This window comes from Spirochaetaceae bacterium (genome assembly GCA_009784515.1).
GTDB lineage: Bacteria > Spirochaetota > Spirochaetia > WRBN01 > WRBN01 > WRBN01.
Genome location: WRBN01000025.1, coordinates 1 through 21,568, shown reverse-complemented (window position 1 = coordinate 21,568; position 21,568 = coordinate 1). Strand labels below are relative to the sequence as shown.

The 21,568-nt window shown below is 40.4% G+C and carries 20 protein-coding genes; 4 read left to right on the top strand and 16 right to left on the bottom strand.

Going from position 1 to position 21,568, the window contains the following annotated elements; genetic code table 11:
• Positions 1 to 233: 233 nt before the first annotated feature.
• From FWE37_04275 to FWE37_04235, 9 genes are all read right to left on the bottom strand, one after another.
• On the bottom strand, positions 234 to 1,235 hold the full coding sequence (locus FWE37_04275; GenBank protein ID MCL2520204.1) for a proline racemase family protein: 1,002 nt from the start codon (positions 1,233 to 1,235) through the stop codon (positions 234 to 236).
• A gap of 198 nt (positions 1,236 to 1,433) precedes the next feature.
• Positions 1,434 to 2,270 (bottom strand): deoxyribonuclease IV, encoded by an 837-nt coding sequence (gene nfo, locus FWE37_04270; GenBank protein ID MCL2520203.1) that lies wholly within the window; start codon positions 2,268 to 2,270, stop codon positions 1,434 to 1,436.
• 2 nt (positions 2,271 to 2,272) lie between these two features.
• The gene (locus FWE37_04265; GenBank protein ID MCL2520202.1) at positions 2,273 to 2,917 is read right to left on the bottom strand and encodes a deoxynucleoside kinase; all 645 of its coding nucleotides are present in this window, start codon (positions 2,915 to 2,917) and stop codon (positions 2,273 to 2,275) included.
• Complete coding sequence (locus FWE37_04260) at positions 2,918 to 3,643, bottom strand: TerB family tellurite resistance protein (protein ID MCL2520201.1); 726 nt, start codon at positions 3,641 to 3,643, stop codon at positions 2,918 to 2,920.
• Between the two features lie 36 nt (positions 3,644 to 3,679).
• On the bottom strand, positions 3,680 to 5,155 hold the full coding sequence (locus FWE37_04255) for a mechanosensitive ion channel family protein (GenBank protein MCL2520200.1): 1,476 nt from the start codon (positions 5,153 to 5,155) through the stop codon (positions 3,680 to 3,682).
• Positions 5,127 to 6,461 carry a M23 family metallopeptidase gene (locus FWE37_04250; GenBank protein ID MCL2520199.1) on the bottom strand — a complete coding sequence of 445 codons (1,335 nt, stop codon included), beginning with the start codon at positions 6,459 to 6,461 and terminating at the stop codon, positions 5,127 to 5,129. The genes FWE37_04255 and FWE37_04250 overlap by 29 nt, the downstream gene beginning before the upstream one ends.
• 117 nt (positions 6,462 to 6,578) lie before the next feature.
• Complete coding sequence (locus FWE37_04245) at positions 6,579 to 8,060, bottom strand: hypothetical protein (protein MCL2520198.1); 1,482 nt, start codon at positions 8,058 to 8,060, stop codon at positions 6,579 to 6,581.
• A gap of 52 nt (positions 8,061 to 8,112) precedes the next feature.
• Positions 8,113 to 9,957 carry an excinuclease ABC subunit UvrC gene (gene uvrC, locus FWE37_04240; GenBank protein MCL2520197.1) on the bottom strand — a complete coding sequence of 615 codons (1,845 nt, stop codon included), beginning with the start codon at positions 9,955 to 9,957 and terminating at the stop codon, positions 8,113 to 8,115.
• Positions 9,957 to 10,922 carry a FecR family protein gene (locus tag FWE37_04235; protein MCL2520196.1) on the bottom strand — a complete coding sequence of 322 codons (966 nt, stop codon included), beginning with the start codon at positions 10,920 to 10,922 and terminating at the stop codon, positions 9,957 to 9,959. Before FWE37_04235 ends, uvrC begins: the two co-directional genes overlap by 1 nt.
• A gap of 140 nt (positions 10,923 to 11,062) precedes the next feature.
• Between FWE37_04235 and FWE37_04230 the strand changes: the two genes are divergently transcribed.
• From FWE37_04230 to FWE37_04220, 3 genes are all read left to right on the top strand, one after another.
• On the top strand, positions 11,063 to 11,353 hold the full coding sequence (locus FWE37_04230; protein MCL2520195.1) for a BrnT family toxin: 291 nt from the start codon (positions 11,063 to 11,065) through the stop codon (positions 11,351 to 11,353).
• Positions 11,334 to 11,639: a hypothetical protein gene (locus FWE37_04225; protein MCL2520194.1), complete on the top strand. Its 306-nt coding sequence runs from the start codon at positions 11,334 to 11,336 to the stop codon at positions 11,637 to 11,639. The genes FWE37_04230 and FWE37_04225 overlap by 20 nt, the downstream gene beginning before the upstream one ends.
• Positions 11,640 to 11,820: 181 nt before the next feature.
• Positions 11,821 to 12,669: a GNAT family N-acetyltransferase gene (locus FWE37_04220; protein MCL2520193.1), complete on the top strand. Its 849-nt coding sequence runs from the start codon at positions 11,821 to 11,823 to the stop codon at positions 12,667 to 12,669.
• Between the two features lie 192 nt (positions 12,670 to 12,861).
• Here the strand turns inward: FWE37_04220 and trxA are convergent, their stop codons facing one another.
• The gene (gene trxA / locus FWE37_04215; protein ID MCL2520192.1) at positions 12,862 to 13,176 is read right to left on the bottom strand and encodes a thioredoxin; all 315 of its coding nucleotides are present in this window, start codon (positions 13,174 to 13,176) and stop codon (positions 12,862 to 12,864) included.
• A gap of 124 nt (positions 13,177 to 13,300) precedes the next feature.
• Between trxA and FWE37_04210 the strand changes: the two genes are divergently transcribed.
• On the top strand, positions 13,301 to 14,200 hold the full coding sequence (locus FWE37_04210) for a DUF368 domain-containing protein (protein ID MCL2520191.1): 900 nt from the start codon (positions 13,301 to 13,303) through the stop codon (positions 14,198 to 14,200).
• On the opposite strand, the gene FWE37_04205 is transcribed toward FWE37_04210, so the two are convergent.
• The 6 genes from FWE37_04205 to mraY form a co-directional block, all read right to left on the bottom strand.
• A complete protein-coding gene (locus FWE37_04205) occupies positions 14,189 to 15,685 on the bottom strand; it encodes a hypothetical protein (protein ID MCL2520190.1) in 1,497 nt (498 codons plus the stop codon). The two genes, FWE37_04210 and FWE37_04205, sit on opposite strands and share 12 nt — an antisense overlap.
• 23 nt (positions 15,686 to 15,708) lie before the next feature.
• Entirely contained in the window at positions 15,709 to 16,965 is a 1,257-nt protein-coding gene (gene ftsZ, locus FWE37_04200) for a cell division protein FtsZ (protein ID MCL2520189.1), read from the bottom strand.
• 16 nt (positions 16,966 to 16,981) lie between these two features.
• Positions 16,982 to 18,229, bottom strand: a complete 1,248-nt coding sequence (gene ftsA / locus FWE37_04195; GenBank protein MCL2520188.1) for a cell division protein FtsA — start codon at positions 18,227 to 18,229, stop codon at positions 16,982 to 16,984.
• 4 nt (positions 18,230 to 18,233) lie between these two features.
• On the bottom strand, positions 18,234 to 18,965 hold the full coding sequence (locus FWE37_04190; protein ID MCL2520187.1) for an FtsQ-type POTRA domain-containing protein: 732 nt from the start codon (positions 18,963 to 18,965) through the stop codon (positions 18,234 to 18,236).
• Entirely contained in the window at positions 18,962 to 20,152 is a 1,191-nt protein-coding gene (locus FWE37_04185; GenBank protein ID MCL2520186.1) for an FtsW/RodA/SpoVE family cell cycle protein, read from the bottom strand. The genes FWE37_04190 and FWE37_04185 overlap by 4 nt, the downstream gene beginning before the upstream one ends.
• Positions 20,153 to 20,235: 83 nt before the next feature.
• The gene (mraY, locus tag FWE37_04180) at positions 20,236 to 21,348 is read right to left on the bottom strand and encodes a phospho-N-acetylmuramoyl-pentapeptide-transferase (GenBank protein MCL2520185.1); all 1,113 of its coding nucleotides are present in this window, start codon (positions 21,346 to 21,348) and stop codon (positions 20,236 to 20,238) included.
• Positions 21,349 to 21,568: the final 220 nt, after the last annotated feature.

The window sequence follows — 21,568 nt, the reverse complement described above, 5'->3', positions numbered from 1 at the left end:
CGTTTTTGTACTCGGGAAGACGAATTTATCTGCCGGAGCTTTTAGGTGGTTTTGGTCCCGCCATTTTGCTGCAACTTTTGGTTCTTTTATTGCTTTGGATAGCGGCAGACCGCTGGGAGAAGCGCAAAAAACCTGCTGCCATTTAGAACAAAATTAAATTACAGTTTATAAAAACGAGGCTTTTGGGAAAATATATCCGCAAAGCCTCGAATTATAAAAAGAAACCTCCAGTTTTACAGCTGAAAGCCGTGCTTAAAGGGGTCGTTCTCATCAATAACCAGTTGGTTTATGCTGGTAATGTAAGCCGAGCCTGTAATTTGCGGAATGATGGCTTTAGTATCTTTTACCAAAGTTTCTCCTAAAATCTCACCGGTAAACGTTGTGCCAAGTATACTTTCGTAAACAAACGGCTGGTTAAAGCCAATTTTGCCTTCGGCATAAAGCAGGGCCAGCTTGGCGCAGGTACCGGTGCCGCATGGCGAGCGGTCGACATTACCATCACCAAAAACCACCACATTTTGCGCATTGGCGCTCGGGTTGGCCGATGTGTCGTAAATTTCGACAAGGTCTACCGTTGTAATGGGCAAAGTGGGGTGCTTCATAGGGATAGTTTGGTTAATAATATCGCGCAATTTAAGCGCCAAAGGTACAAGCGCCGGTAAGTTTTCGCGGTGTAACTTTTGCTTAAGTTGTTCGGCGTGAATGATGGCGAAAAAACTGCCGCCAAACGAAATATCAAAGGTAACATCACCAACGCCCGGCAGATTAACGGTGCAGTTTTGTTTGTAAATAAACGATGGCACATTGGTAAAGGTAACCGATTTTACCCGCTTATTTTCTACGGTAACCTTTACTTTAACCAGTCCGGCCGGTGTTTCTAAGGTTAAATTGGTGTAAGGCTCCACTTTTGGCACATAACCCATCTCTACCAGCATAGTGGCCACCCCAATAGTACCGTGCCCGCACATATTTAGGTAACCGCCGCTATCCGAAAAGATAACGCCAAAATCGGCCTCCGGTTGGGTAGGCTCTACCAAAAAAGCGCCAAACATATCTTTGTGCCCGCGCGGCTCAAAAATTTGTACTTGGCGAATCCAATCGTAGTTAGCCTCTAGGTCTTTTTTCTTTTCCATCACCGTTGCCCCCCTAAGGGGCGGCAGGCCTGCTACAACGATACGGGTTGGCTCGCCCATCGTGTGGGTATCGATGGTTTGCAGCCATTTTCCAATATTCATAACTTTTCCTCCTAGTATATTGATTAATGATATTATAATTATATACCAACTGTGCCGTTAAGTCAAAGATTATTTTTTAAGTAAGGACTTTTTGCCCTATTTTTTAATTGTTAAAATAGTGGCTGTAATATCTAGGCAAAAAACAAATGGAGGTAAGGTATAAATAATGAGTTTTTTTAGTGGCTATAAGATTATTTCTTAATTAGCCAGCTGTCTTAGCCACTCAATTTCGTCCGGCCATTTATCGAGGTTTGGGGTTTCCAAAATTAAAGGTATGGTATGCATGTATTTATCTTGTGCTATCCATTTAAAACTATCACCCAATAACCCTTCCCCTAGTGAGGCATGGCGATCGGTATGGCCCGCAAAGGGTTGGCTGCTATCGTTAATATGCATTCCTTTTAAAAAATTACGGCCAATCAATCTATCAAAATCGGCCATCACTTGCCGGTAGTTATCAAGGCTACGTAAGTCGTAACCGGCGGCCCAAAGGTGAGCGGTATCAAGGCAAACGCCTAATCTTTCCGGACGGTTAGTTAGCTCGATTATCCGGGCTAACTCTTCAAAGCTGCTGCCTAAGTAACCGCCTTGACCGGCTGTATTTTCTATCACCAAACAAACATGTTCACTTTCATCAATTAAAATTTTTAAGTTATCGGCCAGCTGCTGCACAGCGGCTGCCCTATCGCCGCCTTTCCCTGCCGAGCCGGGGTGAAAGTTAAGCCTAGTTAAACCCAACTGGTTTAAGCAAGCAATTTCCCCTTTAAAAGCCAGTTTAGATTTTAAAAATATGTCTTCTTTCGGACTAGCTAAATTGACAAGATAACTATTATGAGGTAAAATGTTATCAATTTTAATATCGGCGGCTATTAAAGCGCTTTTAAATAAGGCAATTTCTTCCTCTGCAAAAAGATTACGCGTATACGATCTTGGGCTGCCGGTAAATAAAGCAAAGGCGTTGGCGCCAATAGCCAAAGCGTTAGCTACACTATGGCTAACGCCACCGCTAGACGAAACATGGGCACCTATATACATAATTACTCCAATTTTTTTAAGATATGCGGCATTAAACGTTGGTTAATTAAATGCGGTGCAGCCATATTTTCACCCTCACCGCAATCAACGCAAATAAAATTGTATAGTTTGGCTAGCCGGGAGTACTCAGCCTTAACTTGCTGTTGATACTGCCACTCTTCTTCGTAAATATCATTTTTTTTATTGGCAATTTTTTGCTGCAAAAGTTTTTGGTGCGCTTGCTCCGGTACATTAAGGTAAAAAATTAAATCGCCTTTGGGCATAGTAAAATCGCTTAACATAGCTTTAGCCAGCCATAAAGTAAAAGCCTCTTTTTCTGCTGGAGTAGGCAAATTGGCGGCTTGATAAGCCATATTGCTGTAAAAATATCTATCTAAAATAATAACTTTATCATCAATTAATTTATCTTTTTCACTAAATTGATTGGCGGCAAAAACTAAAGCGCATAAATAAGGATTTAAAGTACTAAGTTTACCAAATTTACCTTGTAAAAGATTGCCGGTAGCTTCGGCAAAAGCGCTATCTTTATCTAAGCTAGGAAAATGCAGCCATTTGTTATTAATGCCTAATTGTGTTAATTGATTACTAATAAGTTTGGCTTGGGTACTTTTGCCCGAGCAGTCGAGCCCTTCTAAAACAATAATCATTTACCTAATTTGCCTTTTAGCTTTAATAATTTCGTAAGCCCGCTGAATTTCATGAAACCTTACCGTACTAAAGTTAATAAACTCTTTGGGTAATCCTAACGTTGCTAAACGGTCGGGGTGAAGTTCGGCTATTTTACGTTTATAAGTTTTTTTAATTTTATCTACATTGTCATCTGGGTGGCAACCTAAAATAGTGTAAGGGTTTTTATGACTGCTGCCTTCGTAACGTTCCATCTTAAAAATGTGCATAGCTTCGGTTAAATAATGTTCTTCTTGTTTACAAAGGGCTCCATCGGCCACCGCGAGCTCACTTAAAACTTCAAAGATGGGGCTTAGTAGCTCAACATTACCGGCCGTCATACGGCTAATAAGTTGGCTGGTTTCGGTAAAATTTTCGGCTTTATGGCCGGCGTTAAAAAAAATACGCATCGCTTTGGTTTGTTCTTTGCCGTCTAGCTTTAATTTATGTTTAACATAATCCCAAATTAAATTAGATTCTTCATTATTAATAGCCCCATCGGCTTTAGCAAAAAGCCCCAGCAATAAAAAATGAGCATTAAAAAAAGTGTTACGGCGCGAAAAAATTGGCTTTAATTTAAAAGCAATAAAGGCATTAATCTTAATATTAATGCTCTCTCTTAAGCTGCGCAGATAATTAAATGGCCTGCGCACTAAAAAATGCGTGTATACTAAAATTTGTTTAAATTTTTCTGACGGATTAGCCACATCTTTACCCTTACTTAAATTATCGGTTTTTGCGGGCTAATAAACCAGCTTGGCTACGGCAAGTTTTATGTTATTTTGCTCAAACCTTTCAATAATCTTAAAATTAATAAGCTGGTTAAAATTGTCTCGGGCTATTTTATCATTAAAATTTATGTAAGAATAATAAATATTAATAGCTAAAGCCCAATCTTTAAATTCGCTAAAGCTGGTGCCATAACCCTGCACGGGGTCAAGCTCGTTTTTATGTTCATCTAAAATGGTTTTAATAATGGTTAGCGCTTTATTAAGGGCCTCCGGCGGGTTATCGTAACTTAAATGTAAGTTAAAGTTACGCACTTGGTTTAACCTTTTATCGTTATTACTGATGGGTGAAGAAGATACGGAGCTATTAGGTAAATTTACTTCAAAACCTTCGGCGGTGCGGATGCGGGTACTTCTAAAGCCAATTTCTTCTACCTTACCGCTAAAACCAAGCGCGCTAATATTTTCACCCAGTTTAAAAGGTTTATCTAACATAACGGCGATACCGCCGATTAAATTTTTTAATAAATCTTGACTGGCTAAAGCAATAGCTAGGCCGCCTATTCCCAAAGCCGCCATAACGCCGGTAAGTGATTGCCCGCTAATTCGGCTGATAATAAGTAATAAAGCGCTAAAAATGATGGTAATTTTGCTCATTAAAGCGGCTAAACTAATTAAAGAATCGTTTATTTTTTTTAGTTTTACAAAGTAATATTGTAGTAAATTAATGCCGGCATAAAGCAAGTAAGCGCTGGCTGCTACTAAAGAGCAAAAAGTTACTATATTAAAAAATTTACTAACGTTATCAGATGATAAGGTGCCGGCAATAAGCCGACTAAAGCCGCTTAAAAATAATAAATTAAGAGGCCATAAAATAACTTTAATAATATTTATTTTAATGATATTATTTTTATTAAAGTTGATAATAATTTTGGCAAAATGATTAAGTGTAAGGATAGGTAAGGCCAGCAAGGTAAAAACGATAAAGAAAAAACCAATCTGCCATAATTTGGTCTCTATAAAGGAAAATTGAACACTTCGTTGGTTAAGTATAAAAATGAGCCCGACTGTTAAGAATAAATTAAAATTTAAAGAAAAAATAAGCCGTTTATAAGGTAATTTGCGCCCTTGCTCTTTATAAAAAGACTTAGCGTAAAAAGTTATAGGTTGTAAAATTAGCTGAAAAATAATAAATCCTGCTAATAAAAGTAAGAAGAGGGTTAAATCACGCCACAGGTAAAGCCAAAAATCGATAAAAATTTGGCTGGTTTCATAAATTATAAACGATAGCAATAAACTGGCGATAATTAAATAAATCTTAACCGGAGATTTTTTAAAAATACCGGTTAAAAAGTCATTCGTTTTGGTTAGATGCTTTAACAGCAAGTAACCTAATAAAGCCATAACTAAAGTTAGGGCCATAACAAAACCTATTATGCCTAACTGGGTATAAAAATTTTCATTAAGGGTTAAGCTGTGCTGCCAAATCATGGATATGCTCAATAAAAACGGGCCGTTCACCGGCAGTTAAGCTGCGGCCGCTGGGCATATTGGCTACGGCAACTGCCGGGTTAAGGCGCACGCCGTTGCGTCTTATCTCGTAATGCACGTGCGGCCCCGTCGATTGGCCGGTAGAGCCGATATAACCAATGGTTTGTCCTTGAGCAACTCTGGCCCCTACAGGAGCTAGGTTGTTAAAGCGCGACATATGGGCGTACAAAGTTTCGTAGCTGTTGTTATGGCGAACCACCACATAGTTACCGTAGCCGCGAGCGTCCCAGCCGCGGTGTACCACCACGCCATCACCGGCGGACATAATCGGCGTGCCCATTGGAGCGGCAAAATCAAGGGCCGGGTGGTGCTCGGTAAAGCCGCTTATCGGGTTGCGTCTGGTGCCGAAGCTGCTGGTTAAGCGGCCGCCTTGCACGGGGGTTAATAGTAAAGCGCGGCGGATACTTTCGCCGTTTTCATCAAAAAAATCGCCATCAAAGCTATAAGCTTGGCGCGGCTGGCCGCGTGTGGTAAGTTTAACGGCCAGTAGGTTACCGGTACCAACCACATTACCGCGTGTGTCAACAAGTTCTTCGTAGATAACGGCCAGCTCATCGCCGGCAAAAATATCACGCTGGAAGTCGACCGAAAAGGCAAAAATATCAAAAATTTGGGCTAAACGATTAGCCGGTATCCCTACCTCGAGGCCGGCTTGATAGAGGCTGGTGCGCACCACCCCTTGCTTTAAAGTTGGTTGCGTTAAAGTTAAATTAACGGTTTCGCTTACCTTAAACGAGCCGTCGGGCTGCCTAAGGGCCGTTACACGGTTGCTGTTGCGCAGAGGGATAATAACCGAGTGCAAAGTATCGCTGCTTATACCATCAACATAACTGATGATAACGGGTTGCCCCACCTGCAATAATCTTAAATTGACAGCCCCTTGCAGGGCGGCAATAGCGCTATTAACGCCGGAGCGGTCATCAATACGGTTATTAATGGCATTAAATAATACCTCGCCGCTGGTTAAGTTAAATTCCATACCGCTTAAGCGGGGTTGGATATTGTTTTGCTCTAATATTTCAAAAACAGCCGGCGGCGCAAAAGTAAAGCTATAAGCCCCCAGTTCTTCGGGGAGGATTAAAGAAGAAATGATTAAATTAACAGCAACGGCGATAATGGCAGCTAAACTAATAAAAGTCATAAAAATGGCCATTAAAGGTTTTTTAGCATTTTTATTTTTAGCTTTACCTACAAAGGTAAGATAACTATTTTTTTTACGAGTGGGCGAGGTAAAGTTAATAGCCATGTTACTGCATTAGCTCCTTTATAATTTATCGGCAATTTTTAGCTTAACATAACTTGAGGATTTAAGCAACTATTTTATTCATTTATTTTATAGCTAAAATATCTTTAGTTGTAAAATTTAAAACCTTAAAAAGACACCCAGCTCGAACAGGGCGCTGCTTTGGCTAAAATCGTTTAAAACAAGGCGGCTGTTAAGGCTGGTATAAGCCGAAGCATAATGAGTTAAAGCGTAATGTACCGTGCTGTTTACCAGTAACATTGTATGGGCTAAGCCGCTGTAAGCCCAATTACGGGCCGTTTCCTCGCTCCAAATATGTACGGCTTGAGGCTCCGGGTGATTGCGATTTAAGTAACCGGTAACTTTGGCGGCATCGTTACCTTGCAGCAGTACCCCTAACGAGCCGGTAACAAAAAATTGGCTGTTTTGCCACTCGGCGCCGGCTTTAAGGTAAATATTATCACCGCCATAAGGAAAGGCCAAGTAATGTTCTATGACACCATTGTTGCCATCGTGGATATTTTTAAATAAAGTAAATTTACCTAGAGGCAACTCTTGCGACCGGCCCCAAATAAAGCGGCTGGCCCATAAAGCTTGCAAAGTAACGACTAAGCCGCCATCAAAGGCAAAGTTATCCATTGTAATAGTTTGAGCAAAAGGGTCGAAGCGCGGGGCGGTAAACCGTTCGCCGTTATCAAATATTTGCCAATCGGCCCCTAGATACAAAGCTATCGCCTGCGGGTTGCTATCTATGGCCTCCCACGGCAGCTGAAAATCATCTAAACTAAATTCAGCGTAAAGACGAATATTTTGATTGGTAAAAATCTTTTCAAAATCTAGGGTGATGGCCACATTAGCGGCGCTATCCATATAAAGATTGTGCCATAAATAAAGAGGGCTAATCACCGAAAGATTAAGCGGTTCGCCCATAAAAATCATTGTTTCGGTTAAGCCAAGCCGCCAGCTTTCGCGGCTAAAACCAAAACGATGGGCAAAAAACCAGCGCGAATTTTGCTGCAAATGCAGAGCGCCTTCGGGCTGCCACGCTAAAAATTTTTCGAGCGCCCGCTGTTCATCGCTGGCGGCCCAAAAATTAAAATGTAAACGACCGTTACTTAGCTGCGGGTTAAAGCTAAACCATACGCCATCAAAATAAGGCACGTCGCGCCCCGCTACCAAGCTGTAGTCGCCGGCGCCAAAATGCCAGCGCGAACGGCCAACGATGACATTAATTAAATCGCCGCGATAAGCAAAAAAGCCTTGCAGCGGTACGGTAGCGTTAATAGAGCCCACAAAACCATCGTTGTAAGGAAAGTTAGAGAAAGAAGGATTATCGGTAAAAACATCGATATGCTGTTTTAAAAAATCGACATCAACATAAAGCTGGAAAGGCGCATAGTTATAATTAAAGGCAAATTTAGAGAGCCTAGTTTGATTAAAAAAGTTTTGAATGGTAAATAAATTAATGGCTTCGTCATTAAAGTTAGCGCTGCTTAACCTAAAAGCCGGTGTTAGCTCTATAGTAAATAAGTTTCCAATAGCAAATAATTTATAGTAAGGCAGTATTAAAAAAATGGTTAGTAAAATAATTTTTTTGAACATTTTAAAAAGGTAAACTATTGCTTAATTTTAGTCAAGATAGGAAGAAGTTTATTTAATTATCTTTTAAGGCTTCTTCTAAATGTTTAATTACTTCTAAAGCTTTATCGTTACTAATTTTAGCCACTTTAGCAAGAGCGCTGCCGTCTTGTTTGCTAATGGTTTCTAAGCTGCCAAATTCGGTAAGCAGCTGTTTAGCTTTTTGCTTGCCAATACCTTGCACGCCCTCTAAAGTATTAAGTTTTAAAGTACCGGCACGTAATTTTTGGTTGTAAGTGGTGGCAAAACGGTGAGTTTCGTCGCGGACGGCTTGCAGCAACCTAAGTTCGGCCGAACCTTTAGCTAAGATGATAGGTGCGCTTTGGCCAACAATAAAAACTTCTTCTTCGCGTTTGGCTAAACTGGCTAAAGATAACTCTTCTTCTAGGCCTAAACTTTTTAATACGTCGTAAGCTGCTCCTAATTGCCCTTTACCGCCGTCAATTAAAAGTAAATCTGGTAACGATTCGCCGCCGTTAAGCAGTTTGGTAAAATGCCGGGCCACAACCTCGCTGATAGATTGATAATCGTTAATTTCGCCGGCCGCTAAACTTTTAATTCTAAAGCGGCGGTAATTTTTTTTATTGGGCAGGCCATTTTTAAAATTTACCAAGCTGGCTACCGTGTAATGGCCGTTAAGCTGGGCTATATCTATGCCTTCAATAACTTTGGGTAAGCTGTTTAACTGTAAGGCTTGTTTTAAACCCTCAAGGGCATCTTTTTTGTTGGTTTCGCGCATTAAATCGTACATAGCGTTATCAAAGGCCATACGCAGCAGTTTAACATCACGTTCGTTAAGCGGTTCGTTAACGCGTATTTTTTTACCGCCTTCTTCCTGAAAAAAGCGGCTGTAATCGAGGTTATGCGGTAATTTTTCGACAATAACTAAGTTGGCGCGTTCGGCTCTGTCTTGCAGGTAATAACGCACTAAAAACTCGTTAAGGGCATGGTAAGGTTCGCTTAGGCTATGGGCTTTAAAGAGTTCTTTATGTAAAAGTTTACCATCACGCACATGCAGCACCACAAAACAATATAAGCCTTCGCTGCCGGCAAATCCCAAATAATCGCTGTTATTGGTATTATCTAATTCTTCTACACTTTGTTTTTGTAAAGTGTTTTCGATGGCCGTAATGGCATCACGCAGTAAAGCGGCACGTTCGTAATTTAGCAGGCCGGCCGCCTTAGCCATATCTTGTTTTAACTCTTTAATAAAACCGGCCGTTTTACCGCTTAACAAAGCCTTTATTTTGTCAATTTCGGCCGCATAATCTTCTTGGCTAATTTTGGCGTTACAGGGGCCTAAACATTGATGAATATGGTAATATAAGCAATTATAAGATTTTGTGCGCAAAGGGATAGCTTTGCATTTACGCAGCTTAAAGGTTTTATTAATAACTTGCATGTAGGCCTCTAGGTGGCCTAAAGGATAGGGGCCAAAATATTCGCTGCCGTCTTTAATTAAATTACGGGTAGAAAATAAAGCCGGGAAGTCTTCGTTGGTAATACGCACATAAGGGTAGCTTTTATCGTCTTTTAAACTAATATTATATTTGGGACGGTGCTTTTTAATTAAATTATTTTCCAGCACTAAAGCTTCGTATTCGCTGTCTACCGTGATGGTTTCAACACTATAAGCGCTGGCCATTAATTGACGGGTTTTAAGATAGTAAGCTTGTTGATGCGGCTCTTTGGGGGCTTTATCGATAAAGTAGCTTTTAAGGCGGTTTTTTAAATGTTTGGCTTTACCTACATAAATAACCTTACCGCCTTTATCTAACCATAGATAAACACCGGCCGAAAGAGGCGCATCATTGACGGCCTCTTTCAGTTTATTTAAATGCTCTTTATCCTCTAACTCCATTAATTACCGGGTAAAACTATACCTTGCTCCTCTAAAATAATCCGATACCTATCAACTAAAGCTCTTTCGTTGTTAAGTAGTTGCTCTAAAATTAAGTTGCGGGCATGCTGTTCGTTAACGCTTTGTTGCAAGGCGGCCAGTTGGGCTTGAGTTTGCCTAATCACATTTAGTTCGGATTGTAAATTGGCAACCATCTGCCGTTCGCGGTTATACATAGCCGTTAGCTGGGCCAATTCGCTTTGGATAGTATAGCTTTGGGCTACAGCTTCGTCAAGCTCGCCGACTAGCCTATTTAATGAAGTATGCAGCTCGGCCACTTCGGGGTTGTGGTAAATCCCAAAAAAGTTAGGGTCGGGCAAATTAAAGTTTTCTATCATTACCCGGTTAATAACGCTTAATTCGTTACTACTTACGGCTAAGCCATTTAAAGCAAAGGTAACTTCGCGGCCGGCTTCGGCTAATTGTAGGCTTTGCCTGCCGTCGGCGCTAAAGGCTTCGACACTGCCGCTTAAGATAGCTAAGATAGTTTGGTCGGCGTTACTGCGCACCAAAAATTCGGTGCCGCGTACTCTAAATTGATTGGTGGCGGTTTGCACGATAAATTCTTCGTTTAAAACTTTTTCTACTTTAAAAACCGCCGAACCGGTAATAACCCTAGTTACAATATCGTTTTGGTTAGCCCTAGTAACGCCAACGGTACTTTGGTTACCGGCCGACATCGTGGCATTGTTAAAAAAACGCACCTGCGCAAAACCGTTAATACCGGTTTTAATTAAATCGTGCTCAAATAATAACATGCCTTCTTCGGCTTTAATAGCGGCATCGGCCCGGATAACAACGACATCGCCGCTTACAGATACAATAATTGCTTGCTCGTTACCGCCGGCTAAACTTTGTAAAGTAGCGCTTTGGTTACAAGCCGCCATAATAAAGATTAAACAAATTAAGCTCACAAGTTTTTTCATTTTTTACCCTTTTTTTATTACTTAGCTACAATATACACAAAAGCTTATTAAAAGGCAATATAAGCAAAAAGTTGGTATAAACAGATGGATAGTTAATTATGTTGACAATCAGATTAAAAGCATATATAATTTAAATATGTATGGCTAAAGAAATAATAGTTGAGTGGGACGAAGCTAAAAGGCAAAGTACCCTTAACGAGCGTGGCTTAGATTTTGCCGATGCCATTTACATTATTAACGACCCTAGTAGGGTGGAGCGTATTGACGATAGGCACGATTACGGTGAGGTTCGTTATATTGTTTATGGGTTATACCGGAGTGAAGTGATTTGCCTTTGCTACACAAAACGTGGCGAAGCCTACCGTATTATTTCTATGCGCCGTATTCATAAAAAAGAGAGGAGGAGGTATTATGGCATTAACGAGAGTTAAATATGTTATAGATAATGGTGAAATTGTTTCTGTAGATAAAGAATATGGCCTTATTGATAATGAACCACTTAAATCTGCCATCGAAGACGATAGTCCTATGCCAGATAAAGAATGGTTTGTTAAAGCAATACCGCTAAATGATGAGCGTTCTACAAAAACAAGTAAAAAGAAAACGGTATCGATTCGCCTTACTCAAGCTTATCTTACCGAGCTTCGTAAAAAGAAAGACTGGCAGACGCGTTTAAACAAGAAAATAGGCGAATGGCTAGCCTCTGGGGCGTTATAATCTCTTAAAAAAATTAGTGTAAAACCACCTTTAAAAAGAGGTGGTTTTTTATTTACAGTTAATCATTATTTTTTTGAAATATTACTGCAAATTAACGTAACTTGTTATAAGAGAATACCGTGTAAAGCCTTTTTAACTTACTTGACAGATATTCTCCTTACAAGGTAAATTGTAAACACCTATGTGGACGCGCGCCAATAAACAACACCTTGCTGCCGTTAGCCTTTATTTATTAAAAGACGAGGTGAAACACCTTACCCTTAGCAGCCGCTTTCATCGCGGCGGCCGTAGGTTGTGGCCTAGCGGGCAGCTGGTTTTTGTTAATCTGGAGCAAGATTATAGCGTTAGCGGAGTGGTATTGGCCGATAGCAAAGGGTATTTGCTGACAAGCTTTAACCCGGCCCTTAAACACGATTTTACTCGGGTTATATTGGCTATTAATTATAGTATCAAAGTATTTTGTATGATAGGCCAGCCGGAAGAGCTGCAATTTTTTTATGGTTTTTTTTACGATAATCTCTCTGTAGTGGTTGATTATACCTTAATGAACTATCATATTTGGCAGCCTTTGCCGCGTGTTACTTTAAAGCTTAATTGTAAATTGTTAGAGAGTACCACCAGTCATTATAAAGCTTTATTGCCTCTAGAAGAGGCTTTTTTAAGAGAAGAAGTTATTATAAAAAATACTAAAAATACCGCCAGTATCGAAAAAATCTTATCTAAATACCGTAAACGTTTGCAAAACGAGCGTATGTTTCATTTAGTTATAGATAAAAAAATAGTAACTAAAGCTGGTTTTACTGCCGAAGCTTACCATTACGATATGCTTGGCGGGGTTTTTACCGTAACGGATTATCGGCGGCAGGGTTTAAGCACCGCTTTAGTAGCCGCTATGCAGGGTAATGCTAAACGGCGCGGTAAAGGTGTCGGCCTTTTTGTTAAAAATGGCAACGAAGCGGCTTTGCAGCTTTATTATAAAAATGGCTTTAGCAAGGTGGGTGTTTTGCAGGTAATTTATACTAATAAATGAAATAAACCCTTTGTCTTGACAAATAATTTGAAATAGTATACGGTTATATGGGATTAAGAGGGCCGATAAATTATGTAATCTTTTTTACTAAAGAATAAACCCAGCCATCAAATTAAGAAAGGACCACTCAAAATCCCTTTCGCTAGTGAAGGAGATTTTGGGTAGTATCTATAAATAAATAGTAGTCAATAACTAACTATGACTGGTAAAAAACTGCTCCAGCTCGTCTTTAGGCCTTAACCCCAAACTATTGGCTATGCTGTGGCCGTCTTTAATAATGTGTACGGCAGGGATACTTAGCACCTTAAAGCGGCGGGCTAAATTTTGGTTGCCATCAACATCTACCTTAGCAAAAATAAATTTATCACCTAGTTTGCCGTCCAGCTCCTCTAGGATAGGGCTTAAAGCACGGCACGGACCGCACCAATCGGCCCAAAAATCTACCACGACAGGTTTATCGGCTTTAGCTACAAAATCTTCAAAATTGCTTTCGTTAAGTTCTATCAATTTACTTCTCCTTTAAGCGCCTTCTTTAGGGTAATTAAAAGTAAGGCACTTGTTTAATTTGACCATTATAGCATATATTAACTTATTAATGGTATAGCTAAATAAAATATAATAAGGAAAAACCATGCAGACAATATTAATAGTAATAAAAGGTTTATTAATTGCTGGGGTAAGCGTTATGCCCAGTATATCGGGCGGTACTTTAGCCATTACTTTAGGGCTTTACGACCGCCTAGTTTACTTAGCCGGCAATATTTTAAGCATAATGCGCCATAAAAATGAACGATTAGAGGCTTTAAAATTTTTAATACCTTTTGCTTTAGGCGGTTTAATCGGTTTAATAACTTTTGCCCGCTTAATTAGATTGTTAATAAATAGTTACCCGCAATTTGTACAGCTTTTTATGGTAGGGTTATTGGCCGGCAGTTTACCTTTAATTATTAAGAGAGCAAACTTTAGCAAAAATGTCTTCTTAGTAAAACAGTTATTAGCCGTTTTAGTGGGGATTGTTTTTATGACGGCTTTTTTTCGCCTTAATAACGGCAGCGCTTTATCGACAGAAGGCTGGCAGCCGCCTAGCTTTAATTTATTTTACGGTTTAAAAATCTTAGCTGTTGGTATTATAACGGCGGCCGGTATGGTGATACCGGGTTTATCGGGTAGTTTAATTTTAGTTATTTTGGGCGAGTATGCCAACACGTTGGCTTTTTTTAACCAAATCATCGATGCCGCCGGTAATTTGTTACGCGGTAACTTTAACTGGGCTGCTTTGTGGCCGGCCGTTTTATTTATGACCTTACTCTGTTTAGGGTTAGCGCTAGGTACGGTCGCTTTTGCCAGATTAGTTAATTATGCCTTAAAAAAGCAGCCGTCTCTAAGTTTTAGCTTTATTTGTGGCGTGCTTATAGCCTCTGTGGTGGCTCTTTGGCCGCCGTTAGCCGTTAACTTTACGTTATTTATCGGCTTAATTTGCGCTTTAATAGGTTTTATTTTAGCTTATACGATGAGCAGGTTAAATAGTTAATTTGAGCTCCAAATTTTTAGATTTATTGTCGTGTTCGTGGTATTTAAATAATTTCTTAATGATATTAGGTTGAGCAAACCGCTGAGTGCTGGCGGCAAAATATTCCACATAGTGCCGCACGGCGGCATCGCTCAGGTAATTTAAAATGGCTTTTGCTTCGGCAAGGCTATCGGCAGGGATAAAAGCATACATCGATTGGTCGGCTTGCCATTCGCCGCTAAAGATTTGCGGGGCAAAAATGGCGGCCCCTGTGGTGCGCCAAGCAACTTTATAAGCTGTAAAGCTATAAGGGCCAACCCCTAATAAAGTATAATAGCGCGGACTGCGGGTATAGCTGGCCAGTAGCTGGCCGGTACGGCTGCGTAAGGCCGCTTCTTGTTTTAATAAATATTCGTTGACAAGTTCTAAACTTTTGGTGGCTAACTTATCGGGGGTGATAAGCCTAGCATCTCTTTCGTAAGGTAAAAAGACCCACTTTCTTGCTTCGGTAGCTCCTTTAAAGTTATCCGACGACATTAAAGGAAAAACAAATTTTTTAGGTAATTTAGTTTCGATGCCGTGGTCGTTACTTAAAATAACGGTATTTTTATTAAAAATAGCCTGATTAAAAATAAATAATTTATTACGGCCGCCGGTGTTAATGCCGGAACGCGGCTGCTGCCTTTTATGAATAGCCATTAAAGGAAAGTTAATAGTTGGCGGCGGAGAAACCTCTTGCCACTGCTGCGTATCGGTGGCAAATTCGTAGTAAATGGGCGGAGTTGTCGATAATTTAACAGCTTTTTGTTTTTGAAAAAAAGCAAGTAAATAAGAGTGGTTAATAGGGAAAACTTTTAAATTGGTAAAATAATATATAGATGTTAAATTAGCTTGCATACTAACATGAAATTTACAAAAATATTTGTGCGAAACACTTTGAAAGAGCGAAGTAGGTAAAAAAGCGGCCACTATACCTTTATTTTTTAGCCAATCTTGCGAGGCAATAGCCATAATTAACGCCGAAATATCCACGCGGTTAGTGCCCCATAACATTTCGTTGGTAGATTCTATCAATTTGTAACGGGCATAAATAGGTTTTAAACTTTCGGCATAATCTTTATTAAGGTTGGTAAAGCTGGCCCATGGCGGGTTGGCCAATAAAATATCGGCTTTAATAAACGGTTTGGTAAAACAAAAATCACCGCAAATAAAATTACTTTTATGCAGCTTAAGATTGTATTCTCTTAAAAAATTAAACCAACTATCCAAATTTTTTTTCTCTTGCTCTATGCCGTAAAGATTAGCTATAGGCAGTTTAGCCAAAGGACAGCCCAGTATTAAGGCTTCGTCTATTAAAGCCCTAAAAAGATGCCCGGCCCCCATAGTGGGGTCTAGGATAATGGCTCCGTTAAGCCATTTTTCGACAATTTGGTGTTGTTTAACTGCGAAACGCCCCCACAAAGTAGGAGTGAAAAATTCGGTACCTTTAACTTGTTTTTTAGCCAAAATTAGCTCGCTCTAGTTACAAACTAGAAACCCCCTTTGCTTTTTATGCGCAAATAGCTAGGTACGGCTTCGTTAAATTCTTCACGTTCTTCGGTATTTATACGTTTACCGCCGCCGGTTAAATTATCCCAAGCATCGGCAGCTATAATCCCGTTACGGTTTAGTTCCAGCTGAGCGGTGCCCTTAATAAAGTTATCATAGTTTTCGGCGGGAAAGCTGTAATTAGGCTCGCCAATTAAATTATCGTTATTTTTTTCTTTGCGGGTTGCCGCCGGGTGGGTCAGCACCACTCGCTTTTCGCTGCGGTTAAAGCCGGTGGCAATAATGGTAATATGCACTTCATCGCGTAAGTTATTATCAATAACTAAGCCATATTTACTTATGGCGTTACGGTCTACCAATTTGCTTAGTTCGGTGGTAATTTCGGCGTATTCTACCATACTAAAATCATCACCGGCGGTAATATTTACCAATAAACCCTTTGCCCCTTCAATATCGCTGTTTTCTACCAGCGGGCAAGTTAAAGCTTGTTTTAAAGCGTCTATAGCCCGGTTATCACCTTTGCCTACACCACGCCCCATAATGGCTTCGCCCTGAAAATTCATCACGCTTTTAACATCGTTAAAATCTACGTTAATATGGCCGGTGTGGTTAATTAAATCGACAATCCCTTGCACCCCAATAAATAATAACTCGTTGGCGGCGGCAAAGGCATCAAGCATACTTTTCTTTTTATCGGAGATAGCCAATAATTTTTCGTTAGGAATAATAATTAAGGCATCGGTATATTTGCGCAGGTTTTCCAGCCCTTCTTTGGCTACGTCCATTTTGCGGCTGCCTTCAAAACTAAAAGGCAGGGTTACAATGGCTACCACTAAAGCGCCGCCTTTTTTGGCAATTTCGGCCAAGATGGGCAAGCTGCCGGTACCGGTACCGCCGCCCAGCCCGGTGGTTAAAAACACCATATTAGCGCCATGAATAAGCTTTTCCAGTTCGGCACGGTCTTCTTGAGCGGCGCGGCTGCCAATATCGGGGTTACCGCCGGCGCCCAGCCCCATCGTTAAGTTTTGCCCTAAAGGAATACGCACCGGGGCTAAACAGCTGCTTAAAGCTTGCATATCGGTGTTAATGGCAATAAATTCTACCCCATCGATGTGCGATTTAATCATTTGATTAAGGGCATTACAACCGCCGCCACCGGCACCAATTACTTTAATATTGGTACGGCCGCTTACGTGTTTAAACTTTTCAGCTACAACTTGTAATTTTAATCCTGTCATTAAAAGCTCCCGCCGTTTAAAAAAAATCTTTTACCCATTTAACCAAATTAAAGCTATCGCTTTTAAGGGGTGTAGAGCCGGTTTTTTTATTATGGCCTAAAATTTCTTTTTTTTCAATTGGTTTATCGATATTTGTCATAATATTTTTTTTACATAAACCAAGCACACTACCATAACTGCTGCCGCGCTCGTTGCTGGCCAATTTTTCTAGGCCGCTCACGTAACCGTTACGCGCCGCTTTATCAAATATTTTACTAGCCAGCTCGGCGCTGCCGGGCAGCTCGTTGCCACCGCCGCCAATTACTAAGCTATTGGTATAAGCCAGCCACCCTTTGTTATGCATTACCTCTTTGGCTACGCTATAAATTTCGCTCATACGGGCGGTAAGTATATCGCAAATATAATGCTCGCTTACCGAGCGGGGGTTGCTGTCGGCATTGCCGGGCAAATAAACAAAATCTTCGCGCTCCAGTAACGGCTTATAACAAAAACCGTGCTTTATCTTTAAATTTTCGGCTAATTCAAAAGATATTTTTAACATATAAGCTAAATCACCGGTTAAAGTAATGCCGCCAATGGGTAAAGTGTAATTAAAATAGCAGTTCCCATGCTGATAAAAGCTTAATTTAGTGTTAGCGCCGCCAATATCGATAAATAAAGTACCGTTTTCGCGCTCGCCGCTGCTTAAAATAACTCCCGCCGCAGCAAGGGGCGAATAAACCAAAGCCAGCGGCATTAGGCCGCACCTCTTTATAGCCGAATAAATATTATTTAACAACGTGCCGTTAGCTATAATAATATGCGACATAGCCCTTAACCTAACGGCTACCATATTAATAGGGTCTTTAACTTGTTCGTTATTATCGACGGCAAATTGTAAAGGAATGGTGTGGGCAATAACTTTATCATCACTAATCGGAATGGCCTCCGATTGTTTAACGACCAGTTCTTTATCTTCTTGGGTAATAGCCCGCCCTTTGCCGCGTAAATCGATGGCCATAACGCCATCGCTGTTAAAGGCCTCTAATTTTTCGCTGCTGTAGGCTACATAACATTCTTTAATAGTTATACCTGTTTCTTCGGTTACAGAGTAAATAAGTTTGTCTAAGGCCGTTACCACCTTTTCCATATTAACAATGGCGCCTTTTTTAAGGCCATCGGCCGCTATCTCTTTTAAACAAATTAACTCTAGCCCCTCGGCGGTTTCTTCGCACAGGGCCATTTTAAAGCTATAGCTACCTAAATCGATACCGGTTATTATCATTTACTTACCTTACAAATACTATTTCATCGGTTCTAAAATCGATATTGTAATCGCTTAAAATATTTAAATTATTTAATAAATTTAATACCACGATGCTATTATATAAACGAGCCGAGTTAAAATTAAGCGGCCAAATGGCTTTATTGGGTAAATCTATAAAACTTACCCATAAATTGTAATGACCAAAGTTATTTTGTACAATATCGATACTCTCTATTAAAGTAAACAGCAAATAGTTTTCGCGCTTTAAAAAAGAAAGATTGGTTAAAAAATCTTTAAAATTATCACTTACCTCGATGGTGCCGTTGTTATTGCTAAAGCTTAAGCCGCTAATTAACGGCGGCATTAACTCGCTGCGTGCTATCGTGCTAAAAATTTGGCCGTTAGCATCAATAAAGTGCGGTATGTGGCTGTCGTCTATAAAAGCCGCTATCGAGCTATGAGCAACTAAGCTAATATAAAGGGTGCGGCCGCGCCGTTTTTCTACCACTACATTACTTAAAGAAATGCGCTCTGTAATTTGCTGGGCCACCAGCTGCGGGTTAATGGCAGCAAAGCTGGTATCGTAACTAAGCCCTAAAATGTCAAGGATAAATTCATCGCTTACATCAATATTACTATTAAGCACAATCCGCCGTAAAGCGGCGCTGCGCGGGTCGGCAAAAAAATATAAATATTGCAAGGGGATAAGGGCTATAAGCACAACGATGACGATGTGTCTTTTAGTAAACTTCAACTTTTATCCCCCCTTTGTTCGTTATGGGTAATTTTAGTACTTCTTGATAAATTAAGCAAGAAGCCGCTCATCATTAAAGTAACTACCATGTTACTGCCGCCGGCGCTAAAAAAAGGTAAGTTAATACCGGTAACCGGCGCCCACCCGCTTACAACGAGCATATTTAAAAAAGCGCTGGCGCTTATAATAACGGCCAAACTTAACATAAGTATACGCTCATAGCTGCGGTTGTGCAACAAGCTAAGCTGCCAGCTGCGTAAAACTAAGGCGGTAAACAGGGCAATAACGGCGGCTATACCGATTAATCCTAACTCTTCGCCCACAACGGTAAAAATGTAGTCGCTGCTTACCATACTCATACGGCCAAGTTCAAAAGTACCTTCGCCTAAACCTACACCAAATAAGCCGCCGGCCTCTATGGCGGCACGGGCATTAAGAGGCTGCCAGCCGAGCCCTTGCGGGTCGCTGCCCGGATTACGCCACGCTATAATGCGGTTAAAGCGGTAGCCGGTTAGCCAAATAGTCGGGATAGCTAAAAGAGCTAAGGCCGTTACCTCGCCGATAATGTAACGCATATTTACGCCGCTTAAAAAAAAGATGACGATACTGATAGCAAAAATAAAGGCGGCGGTAGAAAAATCGTTTTGAGCATAAATGGGCAGTACCATAATAAAAGTCATTATCGCCGGTTTAATGGCCGACAGAGCGCTTTTTTCTAATAATTCTTCTTTTCTAAAAAGTACACGGGCTAAATATAAAGCTAAGGTAAGTTTTGCTAATTCGCTAGGCTGAAAGCTAAAACCATTAAGCACAATCCAGCGGCTGCCGCCCCTGATGGCCCCAAATACCCCCGTTACCGGCCATATATTTAAAAGCACGGTTATTACCCATAGTAAAGGTGTAATTTTAAAGAAAAATTCTATGCGTATAAAAATAATGACTACAGCAAACACTATGCCCACTAAAGCGGCTTGCAGTTGCTGCGTAATAAAATGAAATTGGTTATCGGGCTGATAGCGGGTAGAAAAATGAAAGTAACTAGAAAAACAAATAACAAGACCAAAACAAAGTAAACTAAGCAAAATAAAGAAGAGCGGAGCATCGATAGCGTCGCCGCGATGAAAAGCAAAGGCCGAACGCCAGCTTAGTTTACTTAGTTCACTTTTTTTATCATTAAAAAATTTCATTTAACCAACCTGATGAATTAAGAAGTAATAATTAAAAATTAAGAAAGAATAATCATTTTTTATTAATTTTTGCTTTTTAATTATTAATTAATTTTAAGAGTACTTAAAGCAATAAGGGTAAACATTATACCGATTATCCAAAAGCGGGTTACTATTTTAGTTTCGCTCCAGCCCAATTTTTCGTAATGGTGATGGAGCGGCGCCATCTTAAAGACACGTTTCCCTTCACCATATCTTTTTTTGGTGTATTTAAAATAGACGGTTTGTATAATTACCGATAAAGTTTCCAGCACAAAAACTCCGCCGATAATAATTAACAGCAATTCTTTTTTAAGCATAATAGCTAATAAACCTAAAACCCCGCCAAAAGCTAAACTGCCGGTATCGCCCATAAAAACTTCGGCCTTGTGGCCATTATACCACAAAAACCCTAAGCAAGCGCCGCAAACGGCGGCAATAGGAATGGCCAGTTCGCTGGCGCCGGGTATAAAAGGTATTAATAAATAACCGGCAAAAATGGCGTGGCCACTTACATAGGCAATAAGCGCAAAAGTAGCAAAAGCAAATAAAAGCAGGCCCGTTAACAGGCCGTCTAGCCCATCGGTAAGGTTGGTGGCATTACTTACTCCCACCATAATAAAGACGGCAAAGGGAATGTAAAGGTAATGCAGGTTAGCTACGGCCTCTTTTAAGATAGGCACAAACAGTAAACTTTGAAAGCTGTTGCCGGCAAAAAAACCATTATGCCACATAAGCACCAGCACGATGATGAGCGAAATAGTGATTTGCCCCAAACTTTTTACTTTGCTGCTAATGCCATCGCTGTTAGCTTTTTTTATCTTTAAATAATCATCTATAAAACCTAAAGTCCCAAAGGCTAACAAAGCTATAATAAATAACCAAGTGTAAAAGCTGGTTAAATCTTGCCACAATAAGGTAGAGACGACTACGCTAAGTATCATTAACGCCCCACCCATTGTGGGTGTGCCTTGTTTACTTAAGTGGCTGGCCGGGCCATCGCTGCGGATACTTTGGCCAAATTTAATACGATGCAACCACTTAATGACTGCCGGCCCGGCAATAAAGCTAATAAGCAAAGCCGTAATAATAGAATAAGCCGTGCGAAAAGTAATATACTGAAAGATATTAAAGAACGATTGGTGCTCTACCAACGGGAGCAATAGCCACTTAAACATAGTTACACTTTAACATAAATAAGCGTTAGTGGCTAGACCGATGATTGTTTTTACATAATATTAGATGGTGAGAAAAAAATATTTTAAAAAAAAGGTTAAAAGCGCTTGACATTTTAAAGAAGGCGTGTTAAATTACTCCTCGTGCTTGCGAAAGCCTTGAGAGAGGATATGGCTGATAGCCGGGAGCGAGTGCGGCGGTAATCAAGATTAGTGAAAGATT

Bases quoted from the DNA above. Each gene is read 5' to 3' on its own strand.
- FWE37_04275 (MCL2520204.1), bottom strand. From the start codon at position 1,235: ATGAATATTGGAAAATGGCTGCAAACCATCGATACCCACACGATGGGC.
- nfo (MCL2520203.1), bottom strand. From the start codon at position 2,270: ATGTATATAGGTGCCCATGTTTCGTCTAGCGGTGGCGTTAGCCATAGT.
- FWE37_04265 (MCL2520202.1), bottom strand. From the start codon at position 2,917: ATGATTATTGTTTTAGAAGGGCTCGACTGCTCGGGCAAAAGTACCCAA.
- FWE37_04255 (MCL2520200.1), bottom strand. From the start codon at position 5,155: ATGATTTGGCAGCACAGCTTAACCCTTAATGAAAATTTTTATACCCAG.
- FWE37_04250 (MCL2520199.1), bottom strand. From the start codon at position 6,461: ATGGCTATTAACTTTACCTCGCCCACTCGTAAAAAAAATAGTTATCTT.
- FWE37_04245 (MCL2520198.1), bottom strand. From the start codon at position 8,060: ATGTTCAAAAAAATTATTTTACTAACCATTTTTTTAATACTGCCTTAC.
- uvrC (MCL2520197.1), bottom strand. From the start codon at position 9,957: ATGGAGTTAGAGGATAAAGAGCATTTAAATAAACTGAAAGAGGCCGTC.
- FWE37_04235 (MCL2520196.1), bottom strand. From the start codon at position 10,922: ATGAAAAAACTTGTGAGCTTAATTTGTTTAATCTTTATTATGGCGGCT.
- FWE37_04230 (MCL2520195.1), top strand. From the start codon at position 11,063: ATGGCTAAAGAAATAATAGTTGAGTGGGACGAAGCTAAAAGGCAAAGT.
- FWE37_04225 (MCL2520194.1), top strand. From the start codon at position 11,334: ATGGCATTAACGAGAGTTAAATATGTTATAGATAATGGTGAAATTGTT.
- FWE37_04220 (MCL2520193.1), top strand. From the start codon at position 11,821: ATGTGGACGCGCGCCAATAAACAACACCTTGCTGCCGTTAGCCTTTAT.
- FWE37_04210 (MCL2520191.1), top strand. From the start codon at position 13,301: ATGCAGACAATATTAATAGTAATAAAAGGTTTATTAATTGCTGGGGTA.
- ftsZ (MCL2520189.1), bottom strand. From the start codon at position 16,965: ATGACAGGATTAAAATTACAAGTTGTAGCTGAAAAGTTTAAACACGTA.
- ftsA (MCL2520188.1), bottom strand. From the start codon at position 18,229: ATGATAATAACCGGTATCGATTTAGGTAGCTATAGCTTTAAAATGGCC.
- FWE37_04185 (MCL2520186.1), bottom strand. From the start codon at position 20,152: ATGAAATTTTTTAATGATAAAAAAAGTGAACTAAGTAAACTAAGCTGG.
- mraY (MCL2520185.1), bottom strand. From the start codon at position 21,348: ATGTTTAAGTGGCTATTGCTCCCGTTGGTAGAGCACCAATCGTTCTTT.